The organism is Janibacter hoylei PVAS-1, assembly GCF_004025845.1.
Lineage (GTDB): Bacteria > Actinomycetota > Actinomycetes > Actinomycetales > Dermatophilaceae > Janibacter > Janibacter hoylei.
Genome location: NZ_PIPF01000005.1, coordinates 1 through 18,650, shown reverse-complemented (window position 1 = coordinate 18,650; position 18,650 = coordinate 1). Strand labels below are relative to the sequence as shown.

The 18,650-nt window shown below is 65.4% G+C and carries 24 protein-coding genes and 1 pseudogene; 13 read left to right on the top strand and 12 right to left on the bottom strand.

Annotation, left to right across the window (positions count from 1 at the left end; translation table 11 throughout):
• Complete coding sequence (locus CWN80_RS05285; protein WP_007928774.1) at nt 1–528, bottom strand: GNAT family N-acetyltransferase; 528 nt, start codon at nt 526–528, stop codon at nt 1–3.
• 41 nt (nt 529–569) lie between these two features.
• Nucleotides 570–707, bottom strand: a complete 138-nt coding sequence (locus CWN80_RS15780) for a hypothetical protein (protein WP_238148089.1) — start codon at nt 705–707, stop codon at nt 570–572.
• On the opposite strand from CWN80_RS15780, the pseudogene CWN80_RS05280 reads away from it, so the two are divergent.
• A pseudogene (locus CWN80_RS05280) lies at nt 664–1,586 on the top strand (MFS transporter); the annotation flags it as partial. The gene CWN80_RS15780 and the pseudogene CWN80_RS05280 overlap by 44 nt on opposite strands.
• Nucleotides 1,587–1,771: 185 nt before the next feature.
• On the opposite strand, the gene CWN80_RS05275 reads toward CWN80_RS05280, so the two are convergent.
• The 3 genes from CWN80_RS05275 to CWN80_RS05265 all read right to left on the bottom strand — a co-directional run bounded on the left by CWN80_RS05275 (nt 1,772) and on the right by CWN80_RS05265 (nt 3,028).
• Entirely contained in the window at nt 1,772–2,287 is a 516-nt protein-coding gene (locus tag CWN80_RS05275; protein WP_007928769.1) for a GNAT family N-acetyltransferase, read from the bottom strand.
• Complete coding sequence (locus CWN80_RS05270) at nt 2,284–2,487, bottom strand: hypothetical protein (protein WP_128276993.1); 204 nt, start codon at nt 2,485–2,487, stop codon at nt 2,284–2,286. Before CWN80_RS05270 ends, CWN80_RS05275 begins: the two co-directional genes overlap by 4 nt.
• 88 nt (nt 2,488–2,575) lie before the next feature.
• The gene (locus tag CWN80_RS05265; RefSeq protein WP_128276992.1) at nt 2,576–3,028 is read right to left on the bottom strand and encodes a hypothetical protein; all 453 of its coding nucleotides are present in this window, start codon (nt 3,026–3,028) and stop codon (nt 2,576–2,578) included.
• A gap of 351 nt (nt 3,029–3,379) precedes the next feature.
• On the opposite strand from CWN80_RS05265, the gene CWN80_RS05260 reads away from it, so the two are divergent.
• Nucleotides 3,380–4,174 (top strand): MBL fold metallo-hydrolase, encoded by a 795-nt coding sequence (locus CWN80_RS05260; RefSeq protein ID WP_007928766.1) that lies wholly within the window; start codon nt 3,380–3,382, stop codon nt 4,172–4,174.
• Between the two features lie 204 nt (nt 4,175–4,378).
• On the opposite strand, the gene CWN80_RS05255 is transcribed toward CWN80_RS05260, so the two are convergent.
• The 5 genes from CWN80_RS05255 to merA form a co-directional block, all read right to left on the bottom strand.
• Nucleotides 4,379–4,963: a hypothetical protein gene (locus CWN80_RS05255; RefSeq protein WP_007928762.1), complete on the bottom strand. Its 585-nt coding sequence runs from the start codon at nt 4,961–4,963 to the stop codon at nt 4,379–4,381.
• Between the two features lie 52 nt (nt 4,964–5,015).
• Nucleotides 5,016–5,507, bottom strand: a complete 492-nt coding sequence (locus CWN80_RS05250; protein ID WP_128276991.1) for a hypothetical protein — start codon at nt 5,505–5,507, stop codon at nt 5,016–5,018.
• Between the two features lie 104 nt (nt 5,508–5,611).
• Nucleotides 5,612–6,193, bottom strand: coding sequence for a recombinase family protein (locus CWN80_RS05245; RefSeq protein WP_007928759.1), 582 nt, complete (start codon nt 6,191–6,193; stop codon nt 5,612–5,614).
• 288 nt (nt 6,194–6,481) lie between these two features.
• Entirely contained in the window at nt 6,482–7,069 is a 588-nt protein-coding gene (locus CWN80_RS05240; RefSeq protein ID WP_007928758.1) for a recombinase family protein, read from the bottom strand.
• 221 nt (nt 7,070–7,290) lie between these two features.
• Nucleotides 7,291–8,691, bottom strand: coding sequence for a mercury(II) reductase (gene merA, locus CWN80_RS05235; protein ID WP_007928757.1), 1,401 nt, complete (start codon nt 8,689–8,691; stop codon nt 7,291–7,293).
• A gap of 105 nt (nt 8,692–8,796) precedes the next feature.
• On the opposite strand from merA, the gene CWN80_RS05230 reads away from it, so the two are divergent.
• Both CWN80_RS05230 and CWN80_RS05220 read left to right on the top strand, forming a co-directional pair.
• Complete coding sequence (locus tag CWN80_RS05230; RefSeq protein WP_007928756.1) at nt 8,797–9,186, top strand: heavy metal-responsive transcriptional regulator; 390 nt, start codon at nt 8,797–8,799, stop codon at nt 9,184–9,186.
• A gap of 736 nt (nt 9,187–9,922) precedes the next feature.
• The gene (locus tag CWN80_RS05220; protein ID WP_007928755.1) at nt 9,923–10,330 is read left to right on the top strand and encodes a potassium channel family protein; all 408 of its coding nucleotides are present in this window, start codon (nt 9,923–9,925) and stop codon (nt 10,328–10,330) included.
• Between the two features lie 493 nt (nt 10,331–10,823).
• Here the strand turns inward: CWN80_RS05220 and CWN80_RS05210 are convergent, their stop codons facing one another.
• Nucleotides 10,824–11,474, bottom strand: coding sequence for a TetR/AcrR family transcriptional regulator C-terminal domain-containing protein (locus CWN80_RS05210; RefSeq protein ID WP_238148088.1), 651 nt, complete (start codon nt 11,472–11,474; stop codon nt 10,824–10,826).
• Nucleotides 11,475–11,671: 197 nt separating this feature from the next.
• Here CWN80_RS05210 and CWN80_RS05205 point away from each other — a divergent pair, with 197 nt between their 5' ends.
• Nucleotides 11,672–11,854 (top strand): hypothetical protein, encoded by a 183-nt coding sequence (locus CWN80_RS05205; protein ID WP_007928753.1) that lies wholly within the window; start codon nt 11,672–11,674, stop codon nt 11,852–11,854.
• A gap of 108 nt (nt 11,855–11,962) precedes the next feature.
• Here CWN80_RS05205 and CWN80_RS05200 read toward each other — a convergent pair whose 3' ends face one another.
• Complete coding sequence (locus CWN80_RS05200; protein ID WP_007928752.1) at nt 11,963–12,235, bottom strand: DUF4235 domain-containing protein; 273 nt, start codon at nt 12,233–12,235, stop codon at nt 11,963–11,965.
• A gap of 174 nt (nt 12,236–12,409) precedes the next feature.
• On the opposite strand from CWN80_RS05200, the gene CWN80_RS05195 reads away from it, so the two are divergent.
• The 8 genes from CWN80_RS05195 to CWN80_RS05160 all read left to right on the top strand — a co-directional run bounded on the left by CWN80_RS05195 (nt 12,410) and on the right by CWN80_RS05160 (nt 18,545).
• On the top strand, nt 12,410–12,772 hold the full coding sequence (locus CWN80_RS05195) for a hypothetical protein (protein ID WP_007928751.1): 363 nt from the start codon (nt 12,410–12,412) through the stop codon (nt 12,770–12,772).
• On the top strand, nt 12,759–13,184 hold the full coding sequence (locus CWN80_RS05190; RefSeq protein WP_007928748.1) for a phage holin family protein: 426 nt from the start codon (nt 12,759–12,761) through the stop codon (nt 13,182–13,184). Before CWN80_RS05195 ends, CWN80_RS05190 begins: the two co-directional genes overlap by 14 nt.
• A complete protein-coding gene (locus CWN80_RS05185) occupies nt 13,171–13,506 on the top strand; it encodes a DUF3618 domain-containing protein (RefSeq protein WP_007928743.1) in 336 nt (111 codons plus the stop codon). Before CWN80_RS05190 ends, CWN80_RS05185 begins: the two co-directional genes overlap by 14 nt.
• On the top strand, nt 13,503–14,609 hold the full coding sequence (locus CWN80_RS05180; protein ID WP_051988046.1) for a YihY/virulence factor BrkB family protein: 1,107 nt from the start codon (nt 13,503–13,505) through the stop codon (nt 14,607–14,609). Before CWN80_RS05185 ends, CWN80_RS05180 begins: the two co-directional genes overlap by 4 nt.
• A gap of 1,041 nt (nt 14,610–15,650) precedes the next feature.
• On the top strand, nt 15,651–16,040 hold the full coding sequence (locus CWN80_RS05175) for a hypothetical protein (RefSeq protein ID WP_128276988.1): 390 nt from the start codon (nt 15,651–15,653) through the stop codon (nt 16,038–16,040).
• A gap of 23 nt (nt 16,041–16,063) precedes the next feature.
• The gene (locus tag CWN80_RS05170; protein WP_128276987.1) at nt 16,064–16,783 is read left to right on the top strand and encodes an ATP-binding cassette domain-containing protein; all 720 of its coding nucleotides are present in this window, start codon (nt 16,064–16,066) and stop codon (nt 16,781–16,783) included.
• Nucleotides 16,780–17,289, top strand: a complete 510-nt coding sequence (locus tag CWN80_RS05165) for a hypothetical protein (protein WP_007927220.1) — start codon at nt 16,780–16,782, stop codon at nt 17,287–17,289. The genes CWN80_RS05170 and CWN80_RS05165 overlap by 4 nt, the downstream gene beginning before the upstream one ends.
• Before the next feature lie 39 nt (nt 17,290–17,328).
• Nucleotides 17,329–18,545 (top strand): IS3 family transposase gene (locus CWN80_RS05160; RefSeq protein ID WP_238148086.1). Its coding sequence is split into 2 segments (ribosomal slippage): nt 17,329–17,613 and nt 17,616–18,545, totalling 1,215 coding nucleotides; the frame shifts between segments, so codons are not numbered across the junction.
• Nucleotides 18,546–18,650 lie beyond the last annotated feature (105 nt).

The following is an 18,650-nucleotide window of genomic DNA, read 5'->3' as shown; positions in this document are numbered from 1 at the left end:
TCAGGAGCCTGCCGGGAGGATCATCGCGACGACGTCGGGGGCATCGTCCCCGAGCCACGACGGCCGGGTGCGTCCGACCTCGACCCACCCCGTCCGCAGGTAGTAGTCGGCCGCGACGCCGAAGGGGACGACGTCGAGGCAGGGCGCGAGGCCACGCTCGGCGAGGTCGTCGAGGGCGGTGCGCATGAGGGCCGAGCCGACGCCTCGGCCACGGGCAGCGGTGGAGGTGAAGTACACCCCGATCTCGCCGAGGCGCTCCGTCGGCAGGCCGTGACCGGCGCTCCACAGCCGCGCCAGCTCGGGCTCGTGACCGTCGGGGCGGACCGGGAGGACCGCGACGTGGCCGACGGGCTCGCCGTCGAGCTCCGCGGTCCACGTGGCGAGCGCGCCGGGCCGGGCGACGAAGTCCTCTGCCGGCATCGGCAGCGGATCGCGGTGGGGGTAGCGCGAGGCGGGCTGCTGCTCGACGAGGGCGCGCCCGAGGGCGGGTAGGTCTGCGTCGGCGCGGGGGCGGATGACGAGGCTCATGGGCCCATCTTGTGGGGGTAGTCTCCGACTGCAAACTCTCTTCAGAGAAGTGATGCCTCGATGGCCCGGTCGGCCACCTCGACGCCTCCCCGCATCCACCCCGCGTGGTAGGTCGCGGCCGTCGCCTTCCTCACGCTGCTCGGGGCCGCCGGCTTCCGCGCCGCGCCCGGTGCGCTCATGGTGCCGCTCCACGAGGAGTTCGGCTGGTCGATGAGCACGATGTCGCTCTCGGTCGGGATCAACCTCTTGCTCTACGGTCTCGTCGCCCCCTTCGCCGCGGCCCTGAGGGCCGCTTCGGCATGCGGCAGATCATCGCCGGCGCGCTCACCCTCGTCGCGCTCGGCGCCGGCGGCAGCACGCTCATGACGGCGTCGTGGCAGCTGCACGTCTTCTGGGGCGTGCTCATCGGGACCGGCACCGGCTCGATGGCCCTCGTCCTCGCCGCGACCGTCGCCAACCGCTGGTTCGTGGCGCGAAGGGGGCTGGTCATGGGCGTCCTCACCGCCGGCTCCGCCACGGGGCAGCTGATCTTCCTGCCGCCCGTCGCGGCACTGGCGGAGGACGTCGGCTGGCGCCCCGGCTCGCTCGTCATCGCGGTCGCCGCGCTCGCCGTCGCGCCCATCGCCTGGCTCGTCATGCGGGACCACCCGCACGACCGGGGGGTCCTCCCCTTCGGCGCCGACCCGCGGACCTGGGTGCCGCCGGCAGAGGTGACCGGCGGCGCGATGGGCCGGGCGATCGACGGGCTGCGGTTCGCGGCGCGGCACAAGGCTTTTTGGGCCCTCGCGCTCGCCTTCGCGATCTGCGGCGCGACGACCAACGGGCTCATCGGCATCCACTTCATCCCGTCGGCGCACGACCACGGCATGTCGCAGACGACGGCCGCCTGGCTGCTCGCGCTCGTGGGCATCTTCGACATCGTCGGGACGATCGCGTCCGGCTGGCTCACCGACGTCTTCGACCCGCGGTGGCTGCTCGTCGCCTACTACTTCTTCCGCGGGGTGGGGCTGCTCGCGCTGCCGCTGCTGCTGTGGTCACTGAGACGCCCCTCGTGCCTTCGCCTGGCGGACGAGCTCGAGCGCCGTGCGCAACGCTGACACCCTGTTGGTCATCAGGGTCTGCCGCGAAGGACTGAGCGACGTCCCCCTCAAGACGGCCTCGCACTTGCTCAGCAGCGAAGACAGCTGAGTGTCGGCCACCTCAAGATCCTCCGCCTTGATCACATTGCCGTCCCCGCCCGTGCTCACTGAGACACCTCCATGCCTCCCTGGGACTCGGCACTGGATTCCTCGAGCACCAAAGTCATGAACACACTGTTCGGATCGTCCTCGTACGTCCCGAACGGTTCGCAATCAGTGAAGCCGGCTTTGCGATAGAAGGCTCGGGCTGGAGCGAAGAAGGCCTGACTCCCAGTCTCCAGCGACACCCTCTTCACACCCCGCAATCGCGCATCGTGAAGTGCGTGGCCAAGCAACCGGGACGCGACGCCTGCTCCGCGCCGAGCCGGCGCAGTCCTCATGCTCTTCAGTTCCTCGTGACCCTCGGCCATCGCCGCCAGGGCGACAGTTCCGATGACATCTTCATCTTCAACTGCAACCCACATTTGAACGCTGGGGTCGCGCAGGGCGTCTACATCCAACGCGTGCTGGCTTTCATCGGGCGCTGTCGGAGCGATGTCGTCCAGGTGCTCCCGCAGGAACGCCACCAACGCATGATCCTCGAAGTCAGCCTCAACGACTTCAAACGTCGGCGTGGTCACTGAGACTCATCCTCCCGATGCCCTTGCTTCGCAGCGGCAATGTCCTCGTCGGTGTGAGTGGCAGTCATCTGCTTCATGCCCGGGCGGTATCCCGGTTGCGAGTGAAGCCACTCCCGCGCTTCCTTGGTGAGGCGCGCCTCGTCTGCCGCGCCGCGGCTCTCGCTGCCCTGCCCCATGCCTTCTCCCTTCGTTGTGGTCACTGAGACTCCCTTGGCTTGACAAGAGCCCCCTGGCGAGCGATGTGCACTACGGCCGCGGCTATCACGTTGCCCTCCCCACCCGTGCTGATCATCGACCAGCAGACATGCCCCGGTGGGATCTGCGTAGGTCCTTCAGAATGTCGTAGACGGCACGCTCAGCCTCGACAGCGTCGCGGAGGAACTCAGGCTCGTCCTCGTTGGCAATGAAGGCACGAAGCTCCTCGTCTGACTTTTCCACGCGGCGTTTCCACATCTCGGGCACTCTGTCGGGCCCGAGCATCGCGATCAAGGCGAGTGTCTCGGCTCCCATGTCTTTGCTGATGATGGGATCGGTGTGCCCGCCCCGGGCCTCCAAGACGGACAGTCTGATGGCTGCCTCCAGCTCGGCGAGCAGCCGTGCCTGATCCGCCGCGGCCTGGCGGTCATCCTCAGCGATCTTGATTGCGTTCCTGCGGTCCATCGAGGCGATGATCAGGGCTACGATCGATGCGCCAGCAGCAACGAGTATGGCCGCGATCTGGATGACGTCCCCGACTGCCATGTGGGTCCCTTCGACGTAGGCGGCCCATCCGGCCGTATCTCAAGGTAGACGACGCCACCGACACTAGTGCGACGGTGGCTTGGCCCTTCTATGTCCGAACAGCTGCGCTAGTCCTGGCCACCTACTCGACCGCGTTGCTCGGACTGGACTGTCGGACCTGCTCTCTAACCTGTCGTCGGCGAAGCTGTCGCCGTGACCACCCCCAAGGGTTGAGCCCGACTCGTCCTCAGCCGTGCGGTCTCGCGGTCTCATGGATAGACTGTTCGCGTCGGAGAGGGAACCACGTGGAGTGCTCTATCAGCAGGCGGTGCCTGCAGGGGTGCGAGACGGATCGTCGACCAGGAGGAGTCCATGGCCACTGCGACCCTGGAGTTCATCGGCACAGCGACCTCGCTGGTCCGGTTGGGGGAGTTCACTCTGCTCACCGATCCGAATTTCCTCCATCACGGACAGCGTGCCTATCTGGGCAAAGGGCTTTTCTCGAAGCGGGTGACCGAGCCCGCGCTCGGTCCCGAGGATCTTCCCAGCTTGGACGCGGTGGTGCTTTCTCACCTGCATGGTGACCATTTCGATCGGATCGCACGGCGCAGTCTTGACACCTCGCTGCCCGTCCTGACGACCCCGCATGCGGCCCGGCGGCTGCAGTCATGGGGGTTTGCCGGGGCTGAGGCGATGGCGACGTGGCAGTCACGTGAGCTGGTCAAAGCCGGCGAGACGCTCACAGTGCACTCTGCCCCGGGGGAGCACACACCCGGATGGGCATCATGGTTGTTGCCGCCGGTCATGGGCAGTGTGCTTGAGCATCACGTCGCGGGCGCCGCGCGGTCGCTGCGGGTCTACATCACCGGGGACACGCTGTATCGACCGTGGCTGCGTGAGGTCACTGATCGGTTCGGTCCGCTCGACGCGATGGTCATCCACCTCGGGGGCACACGTGCGCTCGGGCTGCTGGTGACCATGGACGCCGAGCAGGGCATCTCGTTGGTCGACCTCCTCGAGCCCGCCGTGACAGTGCCGGTGCACTACGACGACTACACCGTCTTCCGGTCACCGTTGAGCGATTTCGTGGCCCGGTGGCGAGCGGTCGATCCCCCCGGTGAGCTCCGGCTCGTCGAGCGCGGAGCCACGGTCTCCCTCGCGCCGTGACACCCTTCGGTCGCCGGTCGGGGATGGGGTGATCCGTAATGCACTCTCTTCTCTGAAGGACAGATACGGTTGGTGCGGTCGGGCTGGGTTCCAGTTCGATCGGTCGTACATCGGACACCACGTCCTGACATCTCGTCGTCGGGTTGTTTGGCCTTCTCGTCTACCTCTGGATGGCCACCTTGGCAGTCCACCGGCATTCATCGCTCATCGTCGAAGCTCGCCCACGTGCTGGCTAACAGTTCGGATCGCCCGGTCGATGTTCTTCAATTCTTGGTCGGACCCGGATGTCATCCGCTGTCCTTCGAAAGGGACCGGAGTGATTGCACCGAGGACGTCCAGGTCGAACGATAGGGAGGAGTCGTAACACTTGCCCTTATCGTCTTGGTACGTCACTGTCACGATGGCGATGGCCGGCGCCCCGGCGACCGCCGACAGCTCCCCCGTCTTTTCCTTGCGCCGTTCGTATCGCCACATGAGGCGATGACGTGCTCCTGGCGGTAGATCGCGTTTGCGTCCCAGATACGCGGTCAGGTGCTCAGTGATGTGGTCCTCATCGTCGTACGGCTCCCATGCCGCTGGCTCGGTGGAGACCCCCACCTTGTGGGCCATCGACCTCCCTGTGCTGTGCAGAGTGAGGTCCCATGCCCCCGGGCCATGCAAACTCGGGACAACGTCCACCACAACGAACGGTCGGGCGTCGTCGCGCATCTGCTTCCGAAGGAGATTGACTTGCCAGGCTGCGGCCAGCGCAGCAATGAGTGCCGCCACCGCCGTGAGTGCTGCGATCATGAAGTGCCCTCCGCCTGCGCCTTGACGCGCTTGATCGTGCGGTACACGGTGGTCACTGAGACACCTCCAAGGTGCCGGGGTGCCACGCGATGATGTCGTCGCGGCGGACGCGAATCCACGACTCGGACGTGTGGTTAGAGGGGTGGAAGAGGAACCGCGCCCAGCCCAAGGTAAGGAAGTACTCGGACGGCGAATCCTCGTCGAGGAAGGCCCTCTCCTCATCGGAGAGTTCGACGTCTGCCGCGCGGCCGTCCTGGAACTTGCGCCCGCGATGGGCGTAGTCCTTGGCGTCTCTACCGTACGGCTCGAACGGTGGTCCTGCGTCGGGGGGAGCAGGCACGAGGTTCTGGGCGTATTGCCACTGAGGGACAAGGGTTCCGGTGATCAATCCACCTGAGGTTTGGAGAGTCACCGCGTGCTCCCCTGTCGCCACGGGTTCGGTGGCGGTATCAACGAGCGAGATAAGGGTATTGAGATACTTGTCGTTCCACGTAGCTGGCCGGAGAGGAGTGGTGGCGCCACTGGGGGGACTGTTGTCGTTCATGTCGAGCTCCCATCTTGATGGTGGCCGGTCAGCGCACTTTCGCTGGCCGGGACTACTTCACTACTTCTGATCGCGCCACTGTCCGGCGACAGTGCAAGGCTTGGTCATAGGGAGCCCCTCTCTGCCTTGGCTCTCTTGACGGTTCGGTACACGGTTGCTCTCGATACCGCGTAGTCCTCGGCGAGCTGGGCCACGGTCGCGTCACCGGCCTCATACTCCTCGAGCAGCTTCTTCGTGCGCCGCTCGTTCAACTTAGGCGGCTTCCCGCGCATCCGCCCTTGCGCTCGAGCGATCGCGATTCCCTCGAGGGTGCGCTGCCGGTTCAGGTCGGCCTCGAACTCGGCGACCATCGCCAGCGCGTTGAAGAGGAACTTCCCAACCGGATCAGCCGGATCGTGCACGGACCTGTCCAACTGGAGGGCAGCGCCCTGCTCGTAGATCTGCCCTACGAGGTCGCGAGCGTCGGGCACCGAGCGCGCGAGGCGGTCCAGCTTCGTCACCACTAGCACGTCGTCGGGGCGAAGGGCAGTGATCGCCTGCTCAAGCCCCGGGCGGTTCTTCATGGATCGCCCGGTGCGCTTGTCGGTGTAGATCCGCTCCCGGTTGACGCCGAGGCGGGTCAGGCCTTCGATCTGTGAGGCAAGGTCTTGCCGCTCAGTCGAGACCCGCGCGTATCCGATGAGCACTGGACCTCCCTAGTCGCAGTAGATGGGCATTAGTGCGATTTTAGTGCGGGCGGGTCTAAAGCAACAGTCCTGCGCGCTGCGGGTCGGTGAACGGTCGTCGCTGGTGTCGAGAAGCGCTCTAAATTGGAGCAACGCGATTTCTATCTAAGATACGAAGATTCTGGTTGGGCACACTCCGCCGCTGAGGCCGTGCGGCATGATGTCGCGTCCAGCCAAGGTGGTCGGCGCTACTGGCTGTCAAAGGCCGATGGCTCGTTGATATTCAGCCCTGGCGGGTATCTGGCGCGGTCAGGAGTCCTGTGACTGGGCGGTGGCGTTGTGGCGGTAGAACGTGGCGCGGGACCAGCCCACGAGTCGGGCCGCGTCTGTGGCGGTGCGTCCTTTGGCGCGTGCGTCGTTGACGATCGCGAGCTTCTCGGCGATCACGGCTGGCTCCACGCGGGGTCGCCCGAACTGGGTGCCGGAGGCTTTGGCTGCGGCGATGCCGGCATTGACCCGTTCTGTGATCAGCTCCCGCTCGTATTCAGCCAAGGTGGCGAGCATGTTCAGCATCAGCCGTCCACTGGTGGTGGCTGGGTCGATGCCGTCTTGGATGGAGCGGATGCCGATGCCGGACTCGCGCAGCAAGGTCACCGTGTTCAGCACGTCGATCAGTGAGCGTCCCAGCCGGTCCACTCGCCAGACCACGACCGTGTCTCCAGCGGTGGCGTACTCCAGGAGTCGGCGCATCCCTGGACGTTGCGCTGCGTTCTTGCTGCCCGAGGTGACGTCCGAGAAAACGTCCCGAGCCTCGACCCCGGCCGTGGTCAGCGCGTCCAACTGCAACTGCGCGTCCTGACTGGCCGTGCTGATCCTCGTATACCCCAGAAGTCTCACCCACCCATCCTGCCTCAGAAACCCTTCCGGTGATGTCGTCTGAGACGTTTCTCGTCGAGACACTTTTCCGAGACACGCCTGCAGCCGCAGAACCGCGAGAGCTCGGTCCTCGGCAGCGACGTTAGATCGTGTCTCATCAACCTGTAGGTTTTTAAGGCACATTCACGGCGCCAGGCGGGCCGCCGCGGGAGCCCTCGTCCACCCCGCTGGGGCCGCGGGTTTCAGGCGCAGCATGACGTCGGCATCTGGTTTCGGAAGAGGCCGGCCACGATGCGCAGGCTTTCGCTCATGGTCAGGTACGGCGCCCAGGTGTCGGCCAGATCGTCGACGGTCATGCCGCTTTTGATGGCGTAGGTGGCCGCCAGCATGATCTCCCCGGCCCCGTCCGCCAGAGCGTGCACGCCCAGAACCTTGCCGCTCACGGCGTCGGCGACGAGCTTCACCGCCCCGCGGGTGTCGTGCTGGACGAGCGCCCGGGGGACATCGGACAGGTCCAGGACGCGGCAGTCGCACGCGTGCCCTCGGGTGAGGGCCTCGTCCTCGGTCAACCCCGCCGAGGCCAGCTGGGGCCGGGTGAACACGACCGCAGGAAAGCCGGCGTAGTCGACCCGAGCTGCCGGCGGGTACCTGTCCTCGGTCAGGGCGTTGAGCGCGGCGGCCCGACCGCCGGCGGCGGCGGCGTAGACGTACTGGGGAGCCCCCGAGACGTCACCGGCGGCCCAGACGCGCGGGTTGGAGGTGCGCTGGGTCTGGTCGACCACGACGAAGCCGCGCTCGTCCACGTCCACACCGGCAGCGGCCAGGTTCAGGCCGTCGGTGCGGGGCAGGCGTCCGGTGGCCACCAGGACCTGCGCGCCGCGCACCTGTTCGCCCGAGTCCGTGGTCACCACCACCTCTCCTGCGGGGCATGGTTCGCGGGCCACAGTGGTCGCGCGCTCTTCGACCACGGTGATGCCGTCGTCGGTGAAGACTTCCCGAAGTCTCTGGGCCAGCTCCGGCTCGGCGTGCGGCGCCAGACGCCCGACCACAGAGACCCGGGTGCCGAGGTGAGCGAACAGCTGGGCCTGCTCCATCCCGACGTACCCGCCACCGATAACGACCAGGGACTCAGGCAGCTCGGTCAGCTGCATCGCGGTGGTGGACGTCAGCCGGTCCACAGAGTCGAGACCGACCACCTCCGGGATGGCGGGGGTAGCACCGGTGGCGACCAGATAGGCCCGGGCCCGCAGCGCCTGGCCGTCGACGGCCAGGGTGTCCCCGTCCAGGAAGCTGGCCTGGCCTGGGCGGACCTGGAAGCCGTAGGCAGCGGCCACATCGGCGTACTTCGCATCACGCAGGCGCTCGATGAGTGCGTCCTTCTGGGCCACCAGATCGCCGAGGTTCACCGGTGCGGCTGACGTTGGGGCACCTTTGAAGGGATTGGTGAGCGCGGCGTGCCGGGCCCCGGCGGCCGCCAGGAGCGTCTTGGACGGCACGCAGCCGATGTTCACGCACGTCCCGCCCAGAACACCGCGCTCAACCAGCACGACGCTCTTACCGGCCTGGCTGGCCGCGATGGCGGCGGACATCGCCGCGCCTCCTGAGCCGATCACGGCCAGATCGACGTCGTAGTCCACACCCATTTGCCCACCTTCCTTCGCGTGACCCCTCTTCAGCGTCCATAGTGGACGTTCCAGCGCAGGGGAAGGTCAAGGCGAACATGGACGAGAGCCGAGAAAGGGGCCACTGTGCGCATCGGTGAGTTGGCCGTGGCCAGCGGCACCACAACCAAGACGCTGCGCTTCTACGAAGAAGCCGGCCTACTACCTGCGCCTGAGCGCACCGCCAACGGATACCGCGACTACACCCCTGCGGCCCTGGCGCGCCTGGACTTCGTTCGCCGCGGCCGCACCGCTGGGCTCACCCTGGCCCAGATTCGCGAGATCCTCGACATCCGCGACGCCGGAGTCGCACCCTGCCAGCACGTGCACGCCCTGCTCGAAGCCCACCTGGGCGACCTGGACCGCCAAATCGCCGACCTGCAAGCACTGCGACACACCGTCGCGCACCTTCACCACAGTGCCACCACCAGCGACCCCACCAAATGCGACACCACGACCGTCTGCCGCTATCTGTGACCAGACCGGTGCTCGCGTGTATCGCCATGAGCAGATGCCGCCACAGAGCGTCGACAGAACCCCGCCATATAACGGCGAAAGCCACATCGAATCGGTGAGCGGTCGCACTGGGCGTGGTGTCGCGGTTGACGATCCCAACGCGAACAAAACGCTTAAGGGTTTGGTACTCGGCAGGCATCTGCTTTCGATCCGGCGAAGACTCAAGCGACAAGATCCCTGCTTCTGGAGACTCCGGCTGCAGAACGTGAGGAAAGACCTCACCTGAACGATCGATCCCGTCCGATGAACCATCCTTCAGCGAGTCCAGTAGGGGATCTCTTTGCGGGACCAAGGGGGCCAGCGGCCGTGGCCCCGCGATGGTCAAGTGGTAGCTCCGCCGCGCCACTTTGCACGACGCCATCCGGAAGGAGGGCCCTGTGAAATGTAGGCGACGTGTCGTGTGCAATCTGCGCTGCTTCTCGACGTCGTGGCCCCTCATCGCTCGTTCTCGGCGGCTCACAACCTGACGTCACCGAGCCGGGTTCGTCTGTCCAGCCCCCGGTCGCAGCCGTGACGCCCGGCATCACTCCTGGTTGGTGCGTCGCGTGCCGCCGGGACGACATGGGCGACGAGAGCGGGCCCCGCGGCAGACCCCCCGGCATTCTCCGCGGCCGACTCGGGCCGATCACCCTCGGCGCCGCCCTGGCGTTGCGCCACCGACCTCGACGCTTCGAGGTCCCCACCGAAAGGCTCCTCGTTGGCTAAGTACGACATCGCCGTCATCGGCCTAGGCCGCTTCGGCTCCGCCCTCGCGCTGCGCCTGGAGCAGAATGGGCAGCGCGTCCTCGGCGTGGACGTCGACGAGTTCGTGGTGGAAAACCTCAAGGAGGACATCCGCCACCTCGCGATCGCCGAGGCACGCGACGAGGAGACCCTCAGGCAGCTGGAGATCACCCCCGACACCCTCGTCGTCCTCGGGATGACCGACGTCGCGGCATCGCTGATGGCCGCCACGGCCCTCAGCGAGCTGGGGGTCCGTGACGTGTGGGCCAAGGCGGGATCACGCCAGCACTACGAGGCGCTGGACCGACTCGGCGTCACCCGCATCATCCAGCCGGAACACGAAGCAGGACTGTCCATGGCAGCCGAGCTGCTGCAGCGCTGACCGAACCGGCGCGGCCCTTGGACGTCTCGACGGCCGTCGAGGATCGTTTGGCGCGCTTCTCATACAGGGCCGCCTTGCAGTCGGTCATCCCGTAGACCATGAGTAGTTCGCGCACGAATGACTGGGCCTGCTGTTTCTCTTCGCCCGTTCAGGCGCCACTCCGCGGTGAATTTCGCGGCCCGCTTGCGAATCTCGTTTAACGACGTGGGCTTGACTGCCATGCCTTGGTTCTCCTTCGCGCTGTCCCGGTGTGGAAATCCCGCATTCGGTCCATTCCCGTCAACGCGCCCGGAGTGGACCGACATCGCCGACGGTTAGCCCATCCCACCGTCTGCGTGGAGCACCACAAGGCTGTCTGCGACGGTTGGGCGTGCGCACACTCGAGGCGGTCGTGCTGACCTGCTTCCACGACGACCGGGTCGAGAGGGGGAACAGTGACGCTGCGTGCACGCAGCAGGACAACGCCCAGGCCAGAGATGCTGCCGTGGGCTGTCTATTGGGAGACCGAGCGCTCAATTCTGTCGATGAGGGCCTCTAGGCCGATCTCGAACTCTTGCGCGGTGGTGTCTTGACTGAGTCGGTCCTGCATGCGGCACACATGGGGGGCCTGCTGGAGGTCGAAGTAGGCGTCCTGTTCGGGGATGGCGGCTTCACCTTCGTTGAGCGTTTCATCCACGGAGAGGATGTCCTCCCCATGTGCAGCGACCTCCAGTAGCAGGGAACCGATCAAGAACGTGGTGAAGGCCTTGTAAGCATCCACGGCCCTGATGTCATCGAAGCCGAAGTCGCTGAGCGTGGCCAGGAAGTGCTCGACCAGCTCGATGCTGCGCAACGGCGGGCGCAGCCACGGTGTTGCTGGGTGCCGGGAAGCGACTAACGGGAACGCGGCAGGATGGGCTTGGGCCACCCGGCGGACTTCATTGGCCAGCACTTGCAAGTACCCCTGCCACGACGTGAACCCGACCGCGTCCGCGTGGGCGGCGACACCATCCATGAGTTTCTCCACGACCGCCTCCAGCAGGGCCTCGCGTCCGGAGACATAGCGGTACAAGGACATTGCTGCGACGCCGAGGTCTTGTCCCACGCGGCGCATCGTCAGTCCCTGAACGCCGTGCGTGTCGATCGAGGTGATCGCTGTCTGCACGATCAGATCCCGGTCCAAGCGTGGGCGCGAATCTCTGGGCGGGTCAGGGACGGTGTTCATGGCTGTCCTTTCCACAGGTGCTGACGTACCCATCATCGCGGACCTATAAGGTCCTTTGCTGCTACCCCGCCGATCAGATAAGTTTACGATGTAAGCAATAGCGTGTGCTGGGCCCATTGCCCACAAGGAGTTCTCTGATGCAGATTGACAAGCAGAAGATCGTTGACCTGCTCAAGAGCCGTGGAGAGGACGAGAAGGCGCAGCAGGCGGACGCAGACCTGCCGGACGACGTGCACACCGGTCAACACCAAGGCGTGCTGGAGAATCTGGGACTAAGCCCGACCGATCTGGCCAACCTCGCTGGCAACTTCAGCCTCTGACCTACTGGCCAGCGGCGACCACGTACGCAGTCTCCCGGTCTCGCTCACCGAGGGGGCGACACCGGACTAGGCCAGCACCTGGCCTGGGTCAAGAGACGACAATAGGTCTCAGGCAGCCACGGACTCCGGCAGACGGCCCTTCCTCTTGGCATAGGCCTGCGTGGACTTGTGATTGATCATGACCCTGGCCAGTTGCACGACCGCGCCTGAGATCAGCGCGAAGGCGATGGCCTCACCCCAGTTGACCTCCGGGCTTTCCGGGTTGTCTGGAACGGTGCCGTCGGTAACGAGCGCCCACCCCTTTTCGATGACTTTCCTCGCCATGATCCCGCCGCCGATGGCCGCGCCGGTAGTGGCCAGACTCCACAGCTTGTCGCTCATGATGGCGTGCTCCTCGTTGCTGTCGGTGTGCTGAGTTCGGGTACCGCCAACACGAAGAAGAAGGTTGTGAAGGGGGCGTCTTCACTTGTAAGTTTACAAGGTACGCACCCCGGGGCAAGCGCGGAAGCACCACCAATGTCCCGTCCTGGGCTCTCGAAGAGACTGGAGCAGACGATGAACAAGATCACCATGACAGTGGCGTTCGGGGCCGGGTACGTCCTCGGCACTCGAGCGGGCCGGGAACGCTACGACCAGTTGCGCGATCGCGCACTGGCGTTGTGGACCGACCCGACGGTGCAGAAGCAAGCCAAGAAGGTCCAAGAGCAAGCCAAACAGGTGCCCGGACAGGTCAAGGAGCACTTGCCCGACTCGATAAGCAGGACATCTCAGGACGGCAAGGACAGGACCCCAGACCACACCATGGGTGACGACTTCCCATCCGCCCCAGACATGGACCACGACGACCCCTGGCCGCCCCCGACCTCCGGTCCGGAGCCAGGGGTGAGCGACGTCCCAGGCGGTCATGGTCGTGGCTGAGCAGATGGAACCGCCACCCCGCGGCGCTTCGACCGGCGAGTTGATCTCCCGGTTGAGCGAACAGACCAGCACATTGATTCGCGATGAGATGCGACTGGCGACGGCCGAACTCAGCGCCAAGGCCAAGCATGCCGGTGCGGGACTGGGCATGTTCGGCGCCGGGGGTTTGCTCGCGTTCTTTGGCGCAGCCGCGTTGGTAACGACCGCCATCTTGGCTTTGGCGCTCATCCTGCCGGCGTGGGCCGCGGCCCTGATCGTGGCGTCGCTACTGCTGATCGCCGCCGGGGTGGTGTCCTTGCTGGGCAAGAAGCAGGTCGAGCAGGTCGGACCACTAAAACCCGAGCGCGCCATGGCGAATGTGCAACGTGATGTCACCCAGGTCAAGGAAGCGAGCAGCCGTGAGCACGAATGAATCCAACGAGCCCGTCACTAGTGCGTCGACACCCACCGAGTCGGACAGTACCGATCCGGCCAAGATCGAAGCGGACATCGCCCGACACCGCGAAGACCTGGGCATCACCGTCAATGAGTTGACCGACCGCCTGGACGTGAAGAAGCGGGCCAAGCGCCAGGTCAACGACCTCAAGGGCCAAGGCCTTAACCGAGTCCAAGACCTCAAGAGGGGAGCCCAGCAGCCCCAAAACATCGAACTGGCGGTCCTCGCCGCACAGATGCTCGCGCTCGTGGCCGGCGTGGCTGCCGTGGCCGGGGCGATCTGGTGGTGGCGCCGGTGAATGCTCGGGCCCTCACCGGCGATGAGGACCACGGCAAGGCACCGCACCCGGAAGACGACGCCAAAGCGGACAGCCCCGCGAAGATCACCAGCGCGGGCTGGAAATTCACCGGCCGCAAAGCCGTCCGGGAGTTCTTGGACGACCAGTGCACGGACTTGGCGGCCGCGCTGACCTACTACGCAGTGCTGGCCATCTTCCCGGCGCTGATCGCGATCTTCTCCCTGCTGGGACTCGTCGGTCAGAGCCAGACCACCATCGACGCAGTCATGCCGGTACTGAAGCAGGTCCTGGGCAGTTCCGGATCCCAGACCCTGGAACCCATCGTCCGCTCCCTAGCAACCTCACCCGGGGCCGGGCTGGCTCTCATCCTGGGTTTGGCCACCGCCTTGTGGTCCGCCTCGGGCTACGTCACGGCTTTCAGCCGGGCGATGAACCGTGTCTATGAGATCGGCGAGGGGCGACCCATCTGGAAGCTTCGTCCCCTGATGCTCGTGATCACCTTGGTCATGGTCCTGCTCGTGGTGCTTGTGGCCTTGATGCTGGTGTTGTCCGGACCTGCAGCGCAGGCGATCGGCGACCTGATTGGGCTGGGCTCCACCGCTTTGACTGTCTGGAGCATCGCCAAGTGGCCCGTCATCCTCGTCTTGGTGATGTTGATCGTGGCGATCCTGTACTACACCACCCCGAACGTGCAGCAGCCGAAATTCCGCTGGATCAGCGTCGGCGCTGGCATCGCGATCCTAGTCTGGATCCTGATCTCGCTCGCTTTCGGTCTCTACATCGTCAACTTCTCCAACTACGGCAGTACCTACGGGTCGTTCGCCGGAGTGGTGATCTTCCTGCTGTGGCTGTGGATCACTAACCTCGCGTTGCTGTTCGGGGCCGAGGTCGACGCAGAGCTCGAACGCTCCCGTCAACTGATGGCCGGGATCGAGGCCGAACGCGACATCCAGCTCCCTGTGCGGGACGACACCAAGATCCGCAAAGACGAAAAGAAGGAGCAGCAAGACATCGAGCAGGCAGCGAACCTGCGCCACAGCTCCGGCCAGACCACGGACACGGATAAGACTGAAGACCCCCGCAAAGACACCGATCGGAGGTGACGTCGGTCGGGAGGTGTGAGTCCGGGACTGGGTTTCCAGTGCACTCAATAAGCGCTCTCAAGGTCGGGTGGCCAGTTTGTGTGGTTCCGCCTAATCGGAGATTGCGACGCTTGCGAGGCACCCCTAGATTCGTGCGATGGGACGCTCGCGATCGGATGCTGAAGAGCGGGTGGGCTCCGACGCAGATGCGTCCCAGCGGGAGTCGTCTGCCGCAAGCCTCGCGATGAGTGGACCGGTTACGGCTGTCGAGCCGTCGGTCCGGGGCGCTGGGTGTGCTCGGCGAAATCGTCCTCACCGCAGGGGTGCTCGTCCCACTCTTCACCGGCTGGCAGCGTCCAGCCGGCGATAGCCAGACGGAGCGCCGCACGCCGATCCCCTTGCGGGGCCAGGGTAAGCGGCCATGGCCCTGAGATGGTCAAGTAGCAGCTCCGCCGCGGTACTTTGCACGACGCCATCCGCGAGGGCCTTGTGCAATGTAGGCCGCGTGTCGTGTGCAGTCTTCGATGCATCTCGACAGCGGGTCGGTGAACGGTCGTCGCTGGCCTCGTGTCGCGTTTGACGATCGTCACCGCACACCCACGTTTGGTCGCCAGCCGGTCGCCTTGCCCACCTCTCCTCGACTCGATGGCTTCCGAGCCGGACCACTACTGAGCCGAGGTATCTGGGGACCTCCTGCGCGGCTGGCCGACAGTGGCGGCTTGGTGACTCAGAACCTGACGTCACCGAGCCGTACGTGTCCAACGCTGAGGTGTTGCGTTTGAAAGGCACTCGACTTACCGCCCCACTGACACCCCGGTGGCACGAGTCAGGTCGCTGCAGACCTGTTGCCAGTCCTCGAGTGGAGACACGACCACCCGCAGCTGTGTGTTGAGGTCAACGTGCTGATCCGCGGCGGGGACGAACTAACGATGGTAGTCGGACTCTAGGTGTACTCGGCCGACAGGTTGGTGACACTCCGGTTGGGTCGTTGACGTAAGGGAGGACCCCCGAAAGTCTTGTGGTGCTACGAACTCGTCGTGGCATCACAAGGGGAGATTCATCATGGGAAAGACGCCACTTTTCAAGTCGGCCATCAAGGCCATCGGACTAGTCGCGGCGTGCACGATCGCCGCAACCCCAGCCTTCGCGGAGGGAAGTTGGAGCGGGAGCATCTCGGGTGCCAATAGCGGCTTCGGTTCGCGTACCTGGACGGACAAAAACAGCGACGCCGTGGCCAACGGTAAGCGCCTCACCCGCTGCTCGAAGTCGAATGCTGGGATGGCCTTTTACCGGAACCGCCAGTTCCCGGTGCCGGACGAGGTCGTCGGTGTGCAGAAGGAGAGCTGCGACTACTGGGTCGGGTACAAGCGGACGAGCGGTGCCATCCACTTCGTGCTCAAGAATGCCGGGTCGACAGGCTCGTTTTCGTCCCGAGTTGCTATTCAGTACTGATCCCAGAAACGAGCCGTAGCCTCATGCTTCTGTCCCTTGAGGACGTCACTGTTCGCCGTGGACGTCGTGACGTCCTCAAGGGACTCTCGTGGGCGCCCCCCTCAACTGGCCGGACTCTTCTGCTGGGTAGAAACGGAGCCGGGAAGACCACCACGCTGAAGGTTGCCTCGGGTGCGCTACGACCGAGAACGGGGACGGTCGAGATTGATGGGGAGCGTCCGCGCGCTCGAGAACTGCGCCGCCGCGTGTCGATGATGCAGCAGAGCATTTCGAGCGTTCCGAAACTCACTGTTGTCGAGCAGGTTGCTTTCGCGGCCTGGCTGGGGGGGCGCAGCAAGAGCGAAGCACGCACCGCTGCCAGAGAAGCCATCAGTCAGGTGGACCTGCTCCACAAGATCGATGACGACCCAAGCCGCCTCTCTGGAGGCGAGCTGCGGCGAGTGGGCCTTGCCGAAGCCTTGGCCCGTCCTTCGGAGATCATCTTGCTCGACGAGCCCACGGCGGGTCTGGATCCGCGTCAACGGGCACGATTTCGCGATCTGCTTCTTAACCTTGACCGGCCCGCCGTTCTGTCCACGCACCAGCTCGATGACGTTGACGAGCTGTTCACCGCCGTCTCCGTGCTTGAAGAGGGCCGTATCGTCTTCAGCGGGTCGATCGAGGACTATCTTCGACTAGGCCACGGAAGAGATGTAGCGCGCAGGGCAGAGTCCGCGTTTGCGTCGCTGACGGGAGACGCATGAGTCTCTGGCGTGCCCTGAGGTGGTCCACGGCCGGGATTTTTCTGCTGCTCATTGCTATCGCGACCTACGCGGCCGCAATTTCCGAGCGTGACTTCTTCGGGGATTACCCTTTGGTCGCGCTCAGCCAAGGGTGGGTCGCCCTAGTGGTTACGGGACCTCTCCTCGCCGGATGGGCAGCATGGGACACCGCCCGGATCATGCCCTGGCTCGACGCGACGTTCGCTGGAGCCCACCGAGCAAAGGCACTAAGCGGGTTGACCGCCCCAGCACTGCTGCTCGGGGTGCTCCTTCCGCTGGCAATTGTCACCTATGTCGCCGGATGGCCCCCAGGGCCTACGACCGCGCTGGTGACGATCTCGGCCGGAGCGACCCTCATCGCCGCAGCCAGCCTCGGGTCCGCGGTCGGCAGCATCCTTCCACGACTGGTCGCCGTCCCCACTGCGGCGGCGGCTGTCTACGCCGTCCTTGCCTTGGGCGGGACTGCTGCACCGATAGGTGACATCTGATCTGTGGCGTCGAGGGGCGCTGCTGGAAGGATGGACACCGTGCCCAAGCCCTACCCCAAAGAGTTCCGCGATGACGTGGTCCGGGTCGCGAGGAACCGTGAGCCAGGAGTCCATCTCAAGCAGATCGCTGCTGACTTCGGGATCAGCGAGTCGTGCCTGACGAACTGGCTCAAGCGGGCTGATGTCGAGGACGGCAACGTGCCGGGCGTCACGGGCGAGCAGGCCGCCGAGCTGCGCGAGCTCAAGCGCCGTAACCGAATGCTGGAGCAGGAGAACGAGGTGTTGCGGCGGGCGGCGGCGTACTTGTCGCAGGCGAACCTGCCGGGAAAATGATGTTCCCGCTCGTCCGTGAGCTGGCCGGTCAGGACGCCCGGGTTCGGGTGCCTGTGTCGGTGACGTGCAGGATGTTGAAGTTGTGTCGTGCGCAGTACTACCGGTGGCTCGCCGCACCGGTCACCGAGGCCGAGCTGGCCTGGGCGTACCGCGCGAACGCGTTGTTCGACGCTCACCGTGATGACCCCGCGTTCGGGTACCGGTACCTGGCCGAGGAAGCCGCCGAGGTCGGATCGGCGATGAGCGAGCGGACCGCCTGGGCGATCTGCTCGCAGCAGGGCTGGTGGTCGACCTTCGGCAAGAAGCGCTCGGCCCGTCCGCGGCCGGGACCGCCGGTGCACGATGACCGCCTCGCGATCGAGGACGAGAGCGGCCGCACTCGGCACGACTTCACCAGCGCGGCGGCACCGAATCGTGTGTGGCTGACCGACATCACAGAGCATTGGACTGGGGAGGGCAAGCTCTACATGTGCGCGATCAAGGACGCTTGCTCCGGGCGGATCGTCGGCTACAGCATCGATGAGCGGATGACGTCGCAACTGGCTGTCACAGCGCTGAACTCGGCCGTCGCACGCCGTCAGGCTGACGGTGTTGATGTGGCCGGGTGCATCGTGCACAGCGACCGAGGCTCGCAATTTCGAAGCCGGCGATTCGTCCACAGCCTGGGCCGCCACCAGCTCGTCGGGTCCATGGGACGGGTCGGTGCCTGCGGCGACAACGCGGCGATGGAGTCGTTCTTCGCGCTCCTGCAGAAGAACGTGCTCAACAGCCGCCGCTGGGACACCCGCGACGAGTTGCGGATCGCGATCGTCACCTGGATCGAGCGGACCTACCACCGCCGCCGACGACAAGACCGCCTGGGCCGATTGACGCCCATCGAATACGAGACCACCATGACCACACCAGCCGACCAGGCTGCGTGACTACCCACTGTCACCTATCGGTGCAGCAGTCCCGGTTGCGATCTCGACGTCGTCGAGGCCGCGCCACGGACCTCGTCGCCAGATGAGCTCCTTTTTGTACAGCTT